This window comes from Pseudomonas sp. MMS21 TM103, from assembly GCF_022132145.1.
Classification (GTDB): domain Bacteria; phylum Pseudomonadota; class Gammaproteobacteria; order Pseudomonadales; family Pseudomonadaceae; genus Aquipseudomonas.
In genome coordinates, this window is the sequence record NZ_JAJISP010000001.1 from 1076620 (window position 1) to 1091300 (window position 14681).

Consider the following 14681-nt stretch of genomic DNA (forward strand, 5'->3'; position numbering starts at 1 on the left):
GCCCGGAATAATAACAGGGGCCGCACAGTGGGTGTGCGCGGCGTGGAAATGGGCAGCCTGCGCCACACTTCTCATGCCCGGCCAACCCCGCTACAAATTGTTCATCAGCTTGCGCACCCCGGCCACGTGCCGGCGGCTGACGATCAGCGCGTCACCATTGAGGCCCTTGAGAAATAGCTGGAAATGCCCGAGTGGCGTGCGCTGCAGGCGCTCGATGCGCTCACGGGCAACCAGGGCGTTGCGATGGATGCGCACGAAACGATCGCCAAACTCGTCTTCCAGCGCCTTCAGCGGCTCGTCCAGCAGCACTTCGCCGCCGGCATGGCGCAGGGTCACGTATTTATGGTCGGCGATGAAGAAGATGACCTCATCGAGTGGAATCAACTCGATGCCCTTGCGCGTGCGCGCACTGATATGGCTGCGCGGGCCTACGCCACTCTCCGCAGCGGGACGCGTCAGGGCGGCGAGTTGCACCCGGTTTGGCCGCTCGGCCTTTTTCAGCGCCTCGCTGAGGTGCTCGGCACGCACCGGCTTGACCAGATAGCCCACCGCGCTGACCTTGAACGCCTCCAGGGCGAATTCGTCATGGGCCGTGCAGAAAATCACCGCTGGCGGCGCTTCGCGCTCGCAAAGTTTGGCGGCGACCTGCAGGCCATCGAGGCCCGGCATACGGATATCCAGCAGCACGACATCCGGCTTCAGGCTGTCGATCAGGGTAAGGGCCTCTTCGCCATTACTCGCAGACGGCTCGAGGACACGGTAGCCATCGAGCTCGCCGACCATACGGCTCAGGCGCTCACGGGCCAGGGGTTCATCATCGACGATCAGGACATTCATAGGACACGGGCTTCCTGCGTGAGTCTCGCACAAGGATAGCGTAGACAGGTGAAGTGGCGGCCGTCACGGCGCTCCACGCTGAGACTGGCCCGCGGCCCGAAAAGTGCCGCAAGACGCGCATCGATATTACCCAGCGCCTGGCGTGTCCCACGCGAGGGCAGCTGCTCGTGTTGCTCCTCATAAGGGTTGCTGACGCATAACTGGAAGACCCCATCGGTATAGCTCGCCTCGACACGCACCAAGCCACCCTCGATGCGGGGCTGGATCCCATAGATCAAGGCGTTCTCCAGCAATGGCTGCAGCGTCAGCTGCGGAATCGGCAAATCGTTAGGCACATCGACCACCTCCCATTGCAACTGTAGTCGCTCGCCGAGGCGATAGTATTCAATCGACAGATATCGCTTGGCCAGCTCCAACTCTTCACTCCAGGGCACCAGGTTGCCGGGGTTGGCCAAACTGGCGCGAAACAGGTCAGACAGATCCAGCACGGCCTGCTCGGCCTTGAGCGGATCGATCACCACCAGGCTGGCGATGCTGTTCAAACTGTTGAACAGAAAGTGTGGCCGAATCCGCGCTTGCAAAGACTCGATGCGCGCGCGCAACTCCGCCTGTTCCTGCCTTCGCCATTGGCTCTGCAGATAGAAATAGCGTAGCAGCAGCGCAGACATGATCATGCTGATCAACGCGTGGCGCAGGTAAAGCTTGACCTCGCCCGCATGCGGCAGCGGCCCGCCAAGGTTGTAATAATCGGCCACCGCGGTGCAGGCGAGCGTAAGCCCGACCACGATCAGGCAGCACAACAGGCCGGCCAGAGCCGCACGCCAGCGCGCCAGCAAGGGTCGCAGACGACACAGCAGGGCCGCCGACAGCAACAGGATCCACTGCACGAACAGCGAGGTCAGCGCCAGGCGCACCCAGTCGAAGCCCGGCAACATCGGCTCGGCCAGCACCAGCACCAGCACCAGCAACTCGGCCAGCAGGACCATGCTCAGCAGCGCTTCCGGCTCGCACAGCTCCGGGACGAAGAAGTCGTCGATGGACGCCGGCGGTTTTTTATTGTTCAACCATTGAGTATGCATCGGCGCAGTTTCCCCGCGGCCCGGCCGGGCGGCAAGCGAGCCAGCTGCAGTCGGGCAAAATAAACCGCTTAAATTCGGCCTGGCTCGGCAAACTGTGAGCCAGGCAACACTGCCCATGCTGTCGTGGTACACAACGGCCGACAAACCGACCCGGCGATTTTGCCCGCCAGCCTGTTATTATCGGCGGACTTTTTCCGCCATGCCGGCCGCCACCTGCGGCCCGCCTGTCTTTTAGCGCATTAGCCGAGCGAAGCCCATGAGCACTGAAAAAACCAATCAATCCTGGGGCGGCCGCTTCAGCGAGCCCGTCGACGCCTTCGTCGCCCGTTTCACCGCTTCCGTCGAATTCGACAAGCGCCTGTATCGCCACGACATCATGGGTTCCATCGCCCATGCGACCATGCTGGCCAAGGTCGGCGTGCTGACCGATGGCGAACGCGACAGCATCATCGACGGCCTGACCCAGATCCAGGTCGAGATCGAGGCCGGCCAGTTCGACTGGCGCGTCGATCTGGAAGACGTGCACATGAACATCGAAGCGCGCCTCACCGACCGCATCGGCGTGACCGGCAAGAAGCTACACACCGGGCGTAGCCGTAACGATCAGGTCGCCACCGATATCCGCCTGTGGCTGCGCGACGAGATCGATCTGATCCTCGCCGAAATCACCCGCCTGCAGCAGGGCCTGCTGGAGCAGGCTGAGCGCGAAGCCGAAACCATCATGCCCGGTTTCACCCACCTGCAAACCGCCCAGCCGGTGACCTTTGGCCATCACCTGCTGGCCTGGTTCGAAATGCTCAGCCGCGACTACGAGCGCCTGGTCGATTGCCGCAAGCGCACCAATCGCATGCCGCTGGGCAGCGCCGCGCTGGCCGGCACCACCTACCCGATCGACCGCGACGTCACCGCCCGGCTGCTCGGCTTCGACGCCATCGGCGGCAACTCGCTGGACGGCGTGTCGGATCGCGACTTCGCCATCGAATTCTGCGCCGCCGCCTCCATCGCCATGATGCACCTGTCGCGCTTCTCCGAAGAACTGGTGCTGTGGACGTCCGCGCAATTCCAGTTCATCGACCTGCCGGACCGCTTCTGCACCGGCAGCTCGATCATGCCGCAAAAGAAAAACCCCGACGTACCCGAACTGGTGCGCGGCAAGACCGGCCGCGTATTCGGCGCCCTGACCGGCCTGCTGACCCTGATGAAGGGCCAGCCGCTGGCCTACAACAAGGACAATCAGGAAGACAAGGAACCGCTGTTCGACGCCGCCGACACCCTGCGTGACTCGCTGCGCGCCTTCGCCGACATGATCCCGGCGATCAGACCCAAGCACGCGATCATGCGTGAAGCGGCGCTGCGTGGCTTCTCCACCGCCACCGACCTGGCCGATTACCTGGTGCGCAAGGGCCTGCCGTTCCGCGATTGCCACGAGATCGTCGGCCATGCCGTGAAGTACGGCGTCGACAACGGCAAGGACCTGGCCGAGATGAGCCTGGACGAACTGCGCCAGTTCAGCACGCAGATCGAGCAGGATGTGTTTGCGGTATTGACCCTGGAAGGCTCGGTCAACGCACGCGACCATATTGGCGGCACCGCACCGAATCAGGTGCGGGCGGCGGTCAACCGTGGCCAGGCGCTGCTGGCCACTCGTTAGCCTCTAGCCGGCTGTTACGCGGCGCGTCCTGCGCCGCATGAATTCAGGTATCGAGCACCGCCGCGGGTGCTCGATACCTGCAGTTGGCCAGCGTTAGTTCACCAGTGCTCAGCCTTTGGCCTTGGCCTGAGCCATCGCTATGAACGCTGCCATCGCCGCGTCTTTATCCGCAGCGATGCGTTTGACGTGCGGATTCTGGTTGAGCAGCACGAGTAGTTCCTGGGCTGCCGAGAAGTCGGCGAGCAGATCGAGACCGAACAGCTTCTTCGCCACCCCACACGCCAGGTCGAGGCTGTAGAGGAAGTAGATATCGGCGAGGGTGAAGCTATCGCCCGCCACATAAGGGGTAAAGCTGCCGTGACGCTTGAGCGTGTCGATACCGGCCAGCAGCTCGGCCTTGCACTTGCTTTTCAAGGCGGAGGAAATCTCCGCGCCGAAGAATGCTTCCGGGTAACCAATCCGCGCGGGCAACTCGATATACAGCTCGATCTCCTTCATCAGCGCGCGCACCTGGGCACGGGCGAAGGGCTCGCTGGGCAGCAATGCCTGCCCCTCAGTGCACTCTTCCAGATACTCGAGAATAGCACTGGTCTCGCTGATGAAACCCTGCTCGACCCCCAGCACCGGCACCTTGCCACGCGGACTGATACTGAGAAATTCGTCGCTCTGGTTGCCGTAAAGGGTCACGACCTCAAATTCCAGCCCCTTCTCGAGCAAGGCCAGCTTGACCATGTTGAAGTAGTTGCTAACGGCAAATCCGTATAGTTTGAACATTCTGTCAGGCTCCAGGCCAGGGGATGGATAGTGAGAGTTATAGCCCTTGGGGCACTATCCCAGCCAGCCATATCAGAGCAGTGAATGGCGCGGGCGCTGTCACGCTGGCACACTGCATGCTCAATCCACGGATAAGCCAGCCATGAGCGAACACGACGAAAACGAAGACGAAACCTTTGCCGAAGAAACGCTGATCCAGGCCATCGAGAATCAGATCGAGGCCGCAGAGCCGCCTGCCGCCCTGGCAACCCTGAACAAGTTGAGCCTGGTCGGCTACGAGCGGGAAGAAATCCTGCAACTGATGGCGATGGTGCTGGCCCATGAGATCAAGGCCATGCTCGACGAAGATCGGCCATTCGATGGCACGGCTTACGAGCAAGCCCTGCGTGCACTGCCGCAATTGCCAAAAGAAACGTCCTGACGCTAGTCGCATAGTCCTGCGCACAATCTCGCGTCTCGCTACACTGCACACACCCGCGCCTCGCTTCATTCACGCGGGCCTCAACCAGTCGGGCACAAGCGCTGCCCGGCCCCTGTTTACAAGAGCCTGGAGCACTTATGTCCTTTACCCCTGAGCTGGTTGCCGAACTGGATCTTCTCGCCCTGTATAACCTGGGCAACACCCAGGAAGGCCTCAAGGTTCACCATGTTGCCGCCCCGCAAGCGATTGCCGCGGCTAAACGCCTGCATGCCAAAGGCCTGGTCACCCAGGACGATGGCGGTTACCTGACCAGTCTGGGACTGGATGCAGCTGAGCACGCGCAAGTCTTGCTGACCATTCTCAACGTGACAGAGACCGCCTGACCCGCCGGCACGCCCCGCGCCGCCCGCGCCAGCGGGCAATGGCGTGGGCGCTGTGGCACTCCTACCTGCACTTCGCCACGGCCGACCGTCTTGGCGCATTGCCCGCCGAGCCTGCGCATGAGCCGTACCCAGGAAATTCGCCCGGATATCGATGACGGCATCGACCGCAAGGTGCTGGCTCAACTGCGCGCACGCTTTCTCAAGGTCAATGACGGTCGCCTGCAGCGCGCCATGCAGGCACTGTCGACCCGCCAACAGCTGGTCCTGAAGCTGCTGCCGCTGCTGTTTCACGTCAATCATCCGTTGCTGCCGGGCTATGTCTCAGGCCTGACACCAGCCGGGCTGAGCGGCTTCGAGCCTGGCGACGACCTGCTCGCCGAGGCGCAGCGACTGACCCGCTCCTTTGCCTACAAGGCGCGCCGCGGCAACAGCGCACTGCCACTGCACGGGCTGTTCCTGATGGGAAGCCTGGGCACCGTGGCCCAGGCCGAGCAAAGCGATATGGACCTGTGGGTCTGTCACGCGCCCGATCTCAGTGCCCAGGAAATCGCCGAGCTGCGCAAGAAGTGCGACCAGATAGAAGCCTGGGCGGCGACCCAGGGCACCGAAGCACATTTCTTCCTGATCGACCCGGTGCGCTTTACCATCGGCGACCGCGAGGCGCAGCTGACCTCGGACGACTGCGGCACCACTCAGCACTACCTGTTACTCGATGAGTTCTACCGCACGGCGATCTGGCTGGCCGGGCGCACCCCGCTTTGGTGGCTGGTGCCGGTGTACGAGGAACAGCGCTACCACGCTTACATCGGCATCCTGCTGAGCAAGCGCTTCATCCGCGCCGAGGAGGTGCTCGACCTTGGCCATCTGGCGCAGATCCCACCGAGCGAATTCATCGGCGCGGGCATGTGGCAGCTGTTCAAGGGCATCGAGTCGCCGTACAAGTCGGTTCTCAAGTTGCTGCTCACCGAGGTCTACGCCAGCGAACACCCCCAGGTGCAATGCCTGTCGCTGCGTTTCAAGCAAGCGGTTTACTGCAATCGCCTCGACCTCGACGAACTCGATCCTTACATCGTGGTTTACCGCCGCCTGGAGGAATACCTGAGCGGACGCGGAGAAACCGAGCGACTGGAGCTGATCCGCCGCTGCCTGTACCTGAAGATCAATAAAAAACTCAGCCGGCCGTCGCGCGACCGCCACAAAAGCTGGCAACGCCTGCTGCTCGAGCGCCTGACCAGCGACTGGAACTGGGACAGCCGGCAACTGGCGATGCTCGACAGTCGCAGCCAGTGGAAGGTGCGCCAGGTCAGCGCCGAGCGCCGCGCCCTGGTCAACGAACTGACCTACAGCTACCGCTTCCTCTCGCAGTTCGCCCGCGACGCCCAGGCTGGCAGCTCGCTCAACAGCCGCGACCTCGGCGTGCTGGGTCGGCGCCTGTATGCCGCCTTCGAGCGCAAAGCCGGCAAGATCGAATTCATCAACCCCGGCATCGCCCCAGACCTGGGCGAGGACACCCTGACCCTGGTGCGGGTACCCAAGACCGAAATCAGCGAAGATGATCAGTGGGCCGTATTCAACGGCAGCCTCGGTGCCCAGGAGTGGGCGGATTTCGCCCCGCTCAAGCGCGCTCGCGAGCTGGTGGAACTGCTCGCCTGGTGCCACCGCAATGGCGTGATCGACAGCAGCACGCGGTTGTCACTGCATCCTGGCGACAGCGACCTGAGCGAGTTCGAGCTGTCCAATCTGCTCGCCAGCCTGCAACAGGCGGTGCCGCTGCCGCTGCCTCCGATCGAGGAGCGCGCACTGTTACGCGCCAGCGTACCCGGCGCGGTGCTGTTGCTGGTCAATGTCGGTATCGATCCGCTCAAGCAGCACAGCCAGATGAACGTGCACATGACCACCGAGCGGACTGATGCCCTGGGTTATTCCGGGGTCCGCGAGAACCTGATCCTGACCATCGACCAGGTCAGCCTGAACAGCTGGAACGAACTGCTGGTCAGCCGCTATGACGGCCCCCATGCGCTGCTCGACTGCCTGCGCGACTTTCTCAACAGCCTGCCGGCCAGCGGCAGCAAAGCCAACCTGCAGGTGCGCTGCTTCTGCCGCAACCGTGCCGCGACCATCGCCGAGCGGGTCGAGGAGCTGTTTCGCGACACCTTGGACAACTTCGCGGGGACGCAGCACAACCGCTACCTGCTGCAAATCAAGCAGCACTACCACCTGCTCGAACTGACGCCGGGCCAGGTCAGCCACACAGCCCTGACAGGCATGCCGGCGCTGCTCGAACACCTCGGCAAGGAGCAACCGGGCTACAGCCGGCTGCACCTTGACCGTAACGCGCTGGAAGGCGACGACCTGGCCTTGATCCTGCCGCTCGGCCGCCCCGAATGCATCCAGGTGTTCTACCGTCGTCACGACAACAGCGAGCTGGCCGAACTGACCCTGCTCGACGAACACAACGCGCTGTGGCGGCAGAGCATGCCGTTTCGCGACGAGCAAAGCCTGCTTACGCCACTGCAACGCTTCCTGCAATCGCTGCTGTACCGGCGCAATGCCTTGCTGCCGCTGGACAGCCCGGTGCCGTCGAACGCATTGGAGGTGCAGTATTACGAAGTACTCCCGGCGGCGCCGCTGCGGGCCCGCCAGGTGGAACTGCGCGCGCCGCCGCAAGCGCCGGTGAGCCACCCCTTCTACGACGTGCAGGCGATTGTCGAACCCGTCGACGGCAAGCGCGCCAACGTGACCCTGTATTGCAACCACCGCGAGTTTTCCGAACTGGAATATGCCGGCAACCTGTTCGCCGCCGTGGCCCGGCACATCCTCGCCCAACGCCGCGACGGCGAGCGCTACCCCTGCTACATCACCGACCTCGACCTGTCAGCCGTGCTCGGCGACGGGCGCGCCCAGACCATTCACTACCTGCGCTACAAGGCTCGCCTGGAAGCAGCCCTCAATGCGGCGCTGCAAAAAGCCTGACCAGGCGGATCGGCGCGCAGCCAGGGTCTGCCGAACAGCCGTTCAGCGGCTGTATTCGCCGGCCGCTTCCGGCTGGTATTCCACGGCCAGCAGGGTCAGCTTCAACTCCTTGCCACTGGGCGCAATCCAGTCGATATGCTGGCCGACACTCAGCCCCAGCAGCGCACTGCCCACTGGCGCGAGAATCGACACACAGCCTTCTTTGCCGGTGTCCTGTGGGTAAACCAGGGTCAGGTGATAGTCCTTGCCGCTGCTTTCTTCGCGACAATGCACCCGCGAGTTCATGGTAACCACCCCAGCCGGCACCTGGTCGTGGCCAATCACGTCGGCCCGATCCAGCTCGGCCTGCAGGGCGACAGCACCCGGGCCGAACTCCTCCAGGCTGTCGAGCAAACGTTCCAACCGCTGCAAATCGAGACGGGTAATGGTAATTGACGGTGCACTGGACATGGTCAGCTCAACTCTCCTTTACTGAGTGCTTAAAAAGCAAAACCCCGTCTGCTAGAGACGGGGTTTTGCGCAAGTCGAGTCGACCGTATCACAGCCATTCAAATAAACAAGGCCGGCCGATCAGCCTTGACGCTGCGGCAAACGCGCCTGGGCAGCCTGGCAAATAACCCGGCGACGCGAATGATCGGCACTGCCCCATTCGAGGATCTCGTTGAGTAAACGGCCACAACCCAGACACATATCTCGCTCGTCCAGGCAGCACTGACGCACACAAGGCGAGGCGATTAGCGCCTCAGCGGGCGAAGCGCCAGCTGACTCAGAGCTCTTCAAACTCAAGGTTGGCTCCAGATTGCTCCAGGGTGATGCGTGCGAGCATTTCACCCAGCAGCTCATCGCTGCTGTCGCAAATCCAGCGCTCGCTGGCCTCATCGTAATCGAAGTGGAAACCGCCGGAGCGGGCCGCCAGCCACAACTGACGGATCGGCTCCTGACGGCTGAAGATCAGCTGCGTGCCATTCTCGAAACGCACGGTCAGCACACCCGCCGAGTTTTCCAGGTCGAGATCCAGGTCGCAGTCATCGAAAATGTCTTCCACCGCTTGCTGTACGGTATCGACCAGATCGTGAAAGCGGGCTTCGGTCAAACTCATTGCGGATGTCCTCGAAAAATTCAGGTAGTGCAGAAAAGTACCAGGCGCTCTGGGCACGGTTGCGCGCGATGGCCAGACGGGAGCCGCTGAACCGGGCACAAGGTAGTGTTCGATGCTTGCTTCGCAGGTCCAGCATAGCGGGTCGAGCAGGCGACGACGCGCAGTATACCTTGCTCAATGCGCATGATCCGCACCTCACCCCGGACGCGGGGAAAGCCCCGTCGGACGGGAATCCTGGCGCATAGGCAAGGCGTCGGGGGGCCGGTATACTCCGGCGCAATCATGCTTTATTACAAGGACTTCACCATGAAGCGGCTGTTTACTGCCCTTATCGCACTTGTCGCCGTCAGCACCTTGCTTACCGGCTGTGGCCAGAAAGGCCCGCTGTTCCTGCCGGAAGACAGCAAGCCCGCGCCCGCACAAAACCAATAGGGACAGCTCATGAACGCCTTCAACTACCGCGACGGTACGCTGTTCGCGGAGGGCGTGGCCCTGTCCGCCATCGCCCAACGCTTCGGCACGCCGACCTACGTCTACTCGCGAGCGCATATCGAGGCGCAGTACCGCGCCTATGCCGATGCCTTGCAAGGCATGCCACACCTGGTCTGCTTCGCCGTCAAGGCCAACTCCAACCTGGGTGTGCTGAACGTCCTGGCCCGCCTCGGCGCCGGCTTCGACATCGTCTCGCGTGGCGAGCTGGAACGCGTCCTGGCTGCTGGCGGCGAGCCCGACAAGATCGTCTTCTCCGGCGTCGGCAAGAGCCGTGACGACATGCGTCGCGCCTTGCAAGTCGGCGTGCACTGCTTCAACGTCGAGTCCACCGATGAGCTCGAGCGCCTGCAGCTGGTCGCCGCCGAGCTGGGCGTGAAAGCGCCGGTGTCGCTGCGGGTCAATCCCGATGTAGACGCCGGCACCCACCCGTACATCTCCACCGGCCTTAAAGAAAACAAGTTCGGCATCGCCATTGCCGACGCCGAGGACGTGTACATCTGCGCCGCGCAGCTGCAGAACCTGGAAGTGGTCGGTGTCGATTGCCATATCGGCTCGCAGCTGACCAGTCTGCCGCCCTTCCTCGATGCCCTCGATCGTCTGCTCGCACTGATCGACCGCCTGGCCGAACGCGGCATCCGCATCAATCACCTGGACCTGGGTGGCGGCCTCGGCGTGCAATACCGCGACGAGCAGCCGCCGTTGGCCGGCGACTACATCAAGGCGGTGCGCGAACGCATCCAAGGCCGCGACCTGGCCCTGGTGTTCGAGCCGGGTCGCTCGATCGTCGCCAATGCCGGCGTACTGCTGACCCAGGTCGAATACCTCAAGCATACCGAGCACAAGGATTTCGCCATCGTCGACGCGGCGATGAACGACCTGATCCGCCCGGCGCTGTACCAGGCCTGGATGGACGTGGTGGCGGTGCAGCCGCGCGATGGCGCGACGCGCAACTACGACATCGTCGGACCGATCTGCGAGACCGGTGACTTCCTGGCCAAGGATCGTGACCTCGCACTGGCCGAGGGCGACCTGCTGGCAGTGTGTTCGGCGGGCGCCTACGGCTTCGTCATGAGCTCCAACTACAACACCCGCGGCCGCGCCGCAGAGGTGATGGTAGATGGCGACCAGGCCTTCGAAGTGCGACGTCGCGAGAGCCTCAGCGAACTCTTTGCGGGCGAAAGCCAGCTGCCGCCAGCACCATAAGGGCACCCTGATGTTATTGCGCTTTACCAAAATGCACGGCCTCGGCAACGACTTCATGGTCCTCGACCTGGTCAGCCAGCACGCGCATATCCAGCCCAAGAACGCCAAGCAGTGGGGCGATCGCCACACCGGCGTTGGCTTCGATCAACTGCTGCTGGTGGAACCACCGAGCAATCCGGACGTCGACTTCCGCTACCGCATCTTCAACGCCGACGGCTCGGAAGTGGAGCAGTGCGGCAATGGCGCGCGCTGCTTCGCCCGCTTCGTGCTGGACAAGCGGCTGACGATGAAGAAGCAGATCCGCGTGGAAACCAAGGGTGGCATCATCGAACTTGACGTGCGCCCCGACGGCCAGATCAGCGTGAACATGGGCGCGCCGCGCCTGGAGCCGGCGCAAATCCCCTTCCAGGCCGATCAGCAAGCCTTGAGCTACTGCGTCGAGGTCGAGGGCCAGGCGATCGAACTGGCCGCCGTGTCCATGGGCAACCCGCATGCCGTGCTGCGCGTCGACAACGTCGACAACGCCCCGGTACATGAACTGGGGCCGAAACTGGAACACCATCCGCGCTTTCCACAGCGGGTCAATGTCGGATTTCTGCAAGTCATCGACCGCCACCATGCCAAGTTGCGCGTATGGGAACGCGGTGCTGGCGAAACCCAGGCCTGCGGCACCGGTGCCTGCGCGGCAGCAGTGGCGGCGATTGGCCAAGGCTGGATGGACTCGCCAGTACAACTCGAACTGCCCGGCGGCAAGTTGTCCATCGAGTGGGCAGGCGTGGGCCAGCCCGTTATGATGACCGGACCCGCCATGCGCGTGTACGAAGGACAGGTTCGCCTATGACCGATCAGCAGGATTCGCCCACCACCCTCGAACTCGACTCGGCTACGGTGGCTGACTACTTGCGCCTGCACCCGGAATTCTTCGTCGACCACGACGAATTGATTCCCGAGTTGCGCATTCCGCACCAGCGTGGCGATACCATCTCACTGGTCGAACGCCAGGTGAAGCTGTTGCGCGAGCGCAATATCGAGATGCGCCACCGTCTCTCGCAGTTGATGGATGTGGCCCGTGACAACGACCGCCTGTTCGACAAGACCCGCCGGCTGGTGCTCGACCTGCTCGATGCTGCCAGCCTCGAAGAGGTGGTCATCACCGTGGAAGACAGCCTGCGCCACCAGTTCCAGGTGCCCTTCGTCAGCCTGATCCTGTTCAGCGATTCACCGCTAGCGGTCGGCCGCTCGGTCAGCAGTGCGGAAGCGCATCAGGCCATCGGCGGCCTGCTGGCCGGCGGCAAGACCATCTGCGGCGTGTTGCGCGAGCATGAACTGAACTTCCTGTTCGGCGAAAGTGAAGCCAAGCAGGTCGGTTCGGCAGCCGTGGTCGCACTGTCCTATCAGGGCCTGCATGGCGTGCTGGCAATCGGCAGTGTCGACCCGCAGCACTACAAGAGTTCCCTGGGCACCCTGTTCCTCGGCTACATCGCCGAAGTCCTGGCCCGGGTCCTGCCGCGCTTCGCCACGCCGCTGCGTTCGGTGCGATGACAGCTCGCAGGCCGGGAGGATGACGCCGTCTTCATCCTCCCGCCGCCGGCAATCGCTTCACGCTTTCCACCTGCCGCACTAGCCAGGAGCTTCCATGCAAGAGCAACTGGCCGCCTACCTCGAGCACCTGCGCAGCGAGCGCCAGGTCTCCAGGCACACCCTCGACGGCTACAGCCGCGACCTGGCCAAGCTCCTCGCATACTGCGAGCGCGAGCAGATCGCCGCATGGCCAGCGCTGGACACCCCGCGCCTGCGCCGGCTGATCGCCCGCCTGAATCTCGAGGGCCAGTCCAGCCGCAGTCTGGCTCGCCTGCTCTCGGCCACGCGCGGCCTGTACCGCTACCTGATCCGCGAAGGTCATTGCCAGAATGATCCGGCCAGCGGCCTGGCGCCGCCCAAGGGCGAGCAGCGCCTGCCGAAAACCCTGGATGCCGACCGCACCGCTCAGCTACTCGACGGCGCGATCGAGGACGACTTCATCGCGCGCCGCGATCAGGCCATGCTCGAGCTGTTCTACTCCTCCGGCCTGCGCCTGTCCGAGCTGGTCGGCCTGAACCTCGACAATCTGGACCTGGGCGACGGTCTGGTGCGGGTCCTGGGCAAAGGCAACAAGACCCGCGAATTGCCGGTCGGGCGCATGGCGCGCCAGGCCCTGGAACAGTGGCTACCCTTGCGCGCCCTGGCCAACCCGCGGGATGGCGCGGTATTCATCAGCCAGCAAGGTCGCCGGCTCGGCCCGCGCGCGGTACAACTGCGCGTGCGTCAGGCCGGGGTGCGCGAACTCGGCCAGAATCTGCACCCGCACATGCTGCGCCATTCGTTCGCCAGCCATATGCTGGAGTCCTCGCAGGACTTACGCGCGGTGCAGGAACTGCTCGGGCATGCCGACATCGCCACCACCCAGGTCTATACGCACCTGGATTTCCAGCACCTGGCCACGGTGTATGATCAGGCCCACCCACGGGCCAAACGCAAAGGCAGCAGCGAATGACCATCAAGTTGATCACCTTCGACCTCGACGACACTCTCTGGGACGTGACCCCGGTGATGCTGGACGCCGAAGCGACGCTGCGGAACTGGCTGGCGCTGCATGCGCCACGCCTGGGCGCGGTGCCGGTCGAACACCTGTGGACGATTCGTGCGCGCTTGCTCCACGACGAACCATCGCTCAAGCATCGCCTCAGCGAACTGCGCCGGCGCATTCTCCACGACGCCCTGATTGGCGCCGGCTACCCCCTCAGCGAGGCCGTAGCGCTAGCCGAATGTGGCTTCCAGGTGTTTCTCGCCGCACGCCATCAGGTCGAGTTGTTCGCCGAAGTGCACCCGACCCTGGAGACCCTGGCCAATCGCTTTCAGCTCGGGGTGATTACCAATGGCAATGCCGATGTACGCCGCCTGGGCCTGGCCGACTACTTCCAGTTCGCCCTGTGCGCGGAAGAACTCGGGATCGGCAAACCCGACCCCAAGCCCTTTCAGGAAGCACTCAAGCGTGCAGGCGTTGCCGCGCAGCACGCCGTGCATATCGGCGACCACCCCAGCGACGATATCGCCGGCGCCCAGGCTGCCGGCCTGCGGGCGATCTGGTTCAACCCGCAGGACAAAGCCTGGGAAAGCGATAAGCGCGCCGATGGCGAAATTCGCAGCCTGGCCGAATTGCCAGCGCTGCTGCATAGCTGGGTATAGGCCGGGCCTGCAAACGCCTTAGATAGGGCGGCTGCCGTATTTGCTGTCAGGCTTCTTCGGTGGGTCGGAAACCACATTGGGCTCGACCTCCTGCACCTTGCCACCGCGCGCCAGATAGTCCTCCATGGCGCGCGCCAAAGCATCGCGGTCCTTCTGCTTGGCTTCAATACTCGGCAGCTCCTCAACACTGACCGCCGCCTTGGTTTTGGCCTTGCTCTTGCTCGTGCTGACGACTTCGTCACCGTCGTCGTCACCGCTGTCGACGTCATCGGCGGCAGACATTTCCTCGCCACTGTCCTCGTCAGCCCCGTCGAGCTCGTCTTGTTCCAGATCTTCGTCGCTCATGTTCAACCTCATGACTTGCGAAAAGCAGGTTAGTTATAGCCCAGCGACGCAATCTTTCGCACGTCACCGGAAAATTCAAATGGCCTTGCCTGGCAAAGCCCCCAGCCGTTTCTCGCGCTGGTCCGGATAAGTACCACAGCCTTCGCATAACAGTACTTATCGGCGCGCATTCTAGCGCGCTGTCAGAAAAAACAAAGGG

17 protein-coding genes are annotated in these 14681 nt (G+C 63.2%); 10 read left to right on the top strand and 7 right to left on the bottom strand.

What is annotated here, in order from left to right:
- Nucleotides 1-90 precede the first annotated feature (90 nt).
- Nucleotides 91-837, bottom strand: coding sequence for a LytR/AlgR family response regulator transcription factor (locus LJY18_RS04945; RefSeq protein ID WP_238040672.1), 747 nt, complete (start codon nt 835-837; stop codon nt 91-93).
- On the bottom strand, nt 834-1916 hold the full coding sequence (locus LJY18_RS04950) for a sensor histidine kinase (protein ID WP_238040673.1): 1083 nt from the start codon (nt 1914-1916) through the stop codon (nt 834-836). The genes LJY18_RS04945 and LJY18_RS04950 overlap by 4 nt, the downstream gene beginning before the upstream one ends.
- Before the next feature lie 256 nt (nt 1917-2172).
- Here LJY18_RS04950 and argH point away from each other — a divergent pair, with 256 nt between their 5' ends.
- Nucleotides 2173-3567 carry an argininosuccinate lyase gene (argH, locus tag LJY18_RS04955; RefSeq protein WP_238040674.1) on the top strand — a complete coding sequence of 465 codons (1395 nt, stop codon included), beginning with the start codon at nt 2173-2175 and terminating at the stop codon, nt 3565-3567.
- 108 nt (nt 3568-3675) lie between these two features.
- On the opposite strand, the gene LJY18_RS04960 is transcribed toward argH, so the two are convergent.
- Complete coding sequence (locus LJY18_RS04960) at nt 3676-4341, bottom strand: glutathione S-transferase family protein (RefSeq protein WP_238040675.1); 666 nt, start codon at nt 4339-4341, stop codon at nt 3676-3678.
- Nucleotides 4342-4483: 142 nt separating this feature from the next.
- On the opposite strand from LJY18_RS04960, the gene LJY18_RS04965 reads away from it, so the two are divergent.
- From LJY18_RS04965 to LJY18_RS04975, 3 genes are all read left to right on the top strand, one after another.
- Nucleotides 4484-4762 (top strand): hypothetical protein, encoded by a 279-nt coding sequence (locus LJY18_RS04965; protein ID WP_238040676.1) that lies wholly within the window; start codon nt 4484-4486, stop codon nt 4760-4762.
- A 137-nt stretch (nt 4763-4899) separates the two neighbouring features.
- Nucleotides 4900-5145: a TIGR02647 family protein gene (locus LJY18_RS04970; RefSeq protein WP_238040677.1), complete on the top strand. Its 246-nt coding sequence runs from the start codon at nt 4900-4902 to the stop codon at nt 5143-5145.
- Between the two features lie 117 nt (nt 5146-5262).
- A complete protein-coding gene (locus LJY18_RS04975) occupies nt 5263-8118 on the top strand; it encodes a class I adenylate cyclase (RefSeq protein WP_238040678.1) in 2856 nt (951 codons plus the stop codon).
- A 42-nt stretch (nt 8119-8160) separates the two neighbouring features.
- On the opposite strand, the gene rnk is transcribed toward LJY18_RS04975, so the two are convergent.
- The 3 genes from rnk to cyaY form a co-directional block, all read right to left on the bottom strand.
- A complete protein-coding gene (gene rnk, locus LJY18_RS04980) occupies nt 8161-8568 on the bottom strand; it encodes a nucleoside diphosphate kinase regulator (RefSeq protein ID WP_238040679.1) in 408 nt (135 codons plus the stop codon).
- 120 nt (nt 8569-8688) lie between these two features.
- Nucleotides 8689-8997 (bottom strand): DUF1289 domain-containing protein, encoded by a 309-nt coding sequence (locus LJY18_RS22645; RefSeq protein WP_372867054.1) that lies wholly within the window; start codon nt 8995-8997, stop codon nt 8689-8691.
- Complete coding sequence (cyaY, locus tag LJY18_RS04990) at nt 8885-9217, bottom strand: iron donor protein CyaY (protein WP_238040680.1); 333 nt, start codon at nt 9215-9217, stop codon at nt 8885-8887. The genes LJY18_RS22645 and cyaY overlap by 113 nt, the downstream gene beginning before the upstream one ends.
- Before the next feature lie 306 nt (nt 9218-9523).
- Between cyaY and lptM the strand changes: the two genes are divergently transcribed.
- The 6 genes from lptM (at nt 9524) to LJY18_RS05020 (ending at nt 14137) form a co-directional block, all read left to right on the top strand.
- On the top strand, nt 9524-9649 hold the full coding sequence (lptM, locus tag LJY18_RS04995; RefSeq protein ID WP_238041117.1) for an LPS translocon maturation chaperone LptM: 126 nt from the start codon (nt 9524-9526) through the stop codon (nt 9647-9649).
- A 9-nt stretch (nt 9650-9658) separates the two neighbouring features.
- Entirely contained in the window at nt 9659-10912 is a 1254-nt protein-coding gene (gene lysA, locus LJY18_RS05000; RefSeq protein ID WP_238040681.1) for a diaminopimelate decarboxylase, read from the top strand.
- A 10-nt stretch (nt 10913-10922) separates the two neighbouring features.
- Nucleotides 10923-11753 (top strand): diaminopimelate epimerase, encoded by an 831-nt coding sequence (dapF, locus tag LJY18_RS05005; protein WP_238040682.1) that lies wholly within the window; start codon nt 10923-10925, stop codon nt 11751-11753.
- Nucleotides 11750-12454 (top strand): DUF484 family protein, encoded by a 705-nt coding sequence (locus tag LJY18_RS05010; RefSeq protein ID WP_238040683.1) that lies wholly within the window; start codon nt 11750-11752, stop codon nt 12452-12454. Before dapF ends, LJY18_RS05010 begins: the two co-directional genes overlap by 4 nt.
- A 94-nt stretch (nt 12455-12548) precedes the next feature.
- Nucleotides 12549-13445 (top strand): tyrosine recombinase XerC, encoded by an 897-nt coding sequence (gene xerC / locus LJY18_RS05015; protein WP_238040684.1) that lies wholly within the window; start codon nt 12549-12551, stop codon nt 13443-13445.
- Entirely contained in the window at nt 13442-14137 is a 696-nt protein-coding gene (locus LJY18_RS05020) for an HAD family hydrolase (RefSeq protein ID WP_238040685.1), read from the top strand. Before xerC ends, LJY18_RS05020 begins: the two co-directional genes overlap by 4 nt.
- Before the next feature lie 18 nt (nt 14138-14155).
- Here the strand turns inward: LJY18_RS05020 and sutA are convergent, their stop codons facing one another.
- A complete protein-coding gene (gene sutA, locus LJY18_RS05025) occupies nt 14156-14482 on the bottom strand; it encodes a transcriptional regulator SutA (protein ID WP_238040686.1) in 327 nt (108 codons plus the stop codon).
- Nucleotides 14483-14681 lie beyond the last annotated feature (199 nt).

Excerpts from the sequence above, each read along its gene's own strand:
- LJY18_RS04945 (WP_238040672.1), bottom strand. The coding sequence starts at position 837 with ATGAATGTCCTGATCGTCGATGATGAACCCCTGGCCCGTGAGCGCCTG.
- LJY18_RS04950 (WP_238040673.1), bottom strand. The coding sequence starts at position 1,916 with ATGCATACTCAATGGTTGAACAATAAAAAACCGCCGGCGTCCATCGAC.
- argH (WP_238040674.1), top strand. The coding sequence starts at position 2,173 with ATGAGCACTGAAAAAACCAATCAATCCTGGGGCGGCCGCTTCAGCGAG.
- LJY18_RS04960 (WP_238040675.1), bottom strand. The coding sequence starts at position 4,341 with ATGTTCAAACTATACGGATTTGCCGTTAGCAACTACTTCAACATGGTC.
- LJY18_RS04965 (WP_238040676.1), top strand. The coding sequence starts at position 4,484 with ATGAGCGAACACGACGAAAACGAAGACGAAACCTTTGCCGAAGAAACG.
- LJY18_RS04970 (WP_238040677.1), top strand. The coding sequence starts at position 4,900 with ATGTCCTTTACCCCTGAGCTGGTTGCCGAACTGGATCTTCTCGCCCTG.
- LJY18_RS04975 (WP_238040678.1), top strand. The coding sequence starts at position 5,263 with ATGAGCCGTACCCAGGAAATTCGCCCGGATATCGATGACGGCATCGAC.
- rnk (WP_238040679.1), bottom strand. The coding sequence starts at position 8,568 with ATGTCCAGTGCACCGTCAATTACCATTACCCGTCTCGATTTGCAGCGG.
- LJY18_RS22645 (WP_372867054.1), bottom strand. The coding sequence starts at position 8,997 with ATGAGGCCAGCGAGCGCTGGATTTGCGACAGCAGCGATGAGCTGCTGG.
- cyaY (WP_238040680.1), bottom strand. The coding sequence starts at position 9,217 with ATGAGTTTGACCGAAGCCCGCTTTCACGATCTGGTCGATACCGTACAG.
- lptM (WP_238041117.1), top strand. The coding sequence starts at position 9,524 with ATGAAGCGGCTGTTTACTGCCCTTATCGCACTTGTCGCCGTCAGCACC.
- lysA (WP_238040681.1), top strand. The coding sequence starts at position 9,659 with ATGAACGCCTTCAACTACCGCGACGGTACGCTGTTCGCGGAGGGCGTG.
- dapF (WP_238040682.1), top strand. The coding sequence starts at position 10,923 with ATGTTATTGCGCTTTACCAAAATGCACGGCCTCGGCAACGACTTCATG.
- LJY18_RS05010 (WP_238040683.1), top strand. The coding sequence starts at position 11,750 with ATGACCGATCAGCAGGATTCGCCCACCACCCTCGAACTCGACTCGGCT.
- xerC (WP_238040684.1), top strand. The coding sequence starts at position 12,549 with ATGCAAGAGCAACTGGCCGCCTACCTCGAGCACCTGCGCAGCGAGCGC.
- LJY18_RS05020 (WP_238040685.1), top strand. The coding sequence starts at position 13,442 with ATGACCATCAAGTTGATCACCTTCGACCTCGACGACACTCTCTGGGAC.
- sutA (WP_238040686.1), bottom strand. The coding sequence starts at position 14,482 with ATGAGCGACGAAGATCTGGAACAAGACGAGCTCGACGGGGCTGACGAG.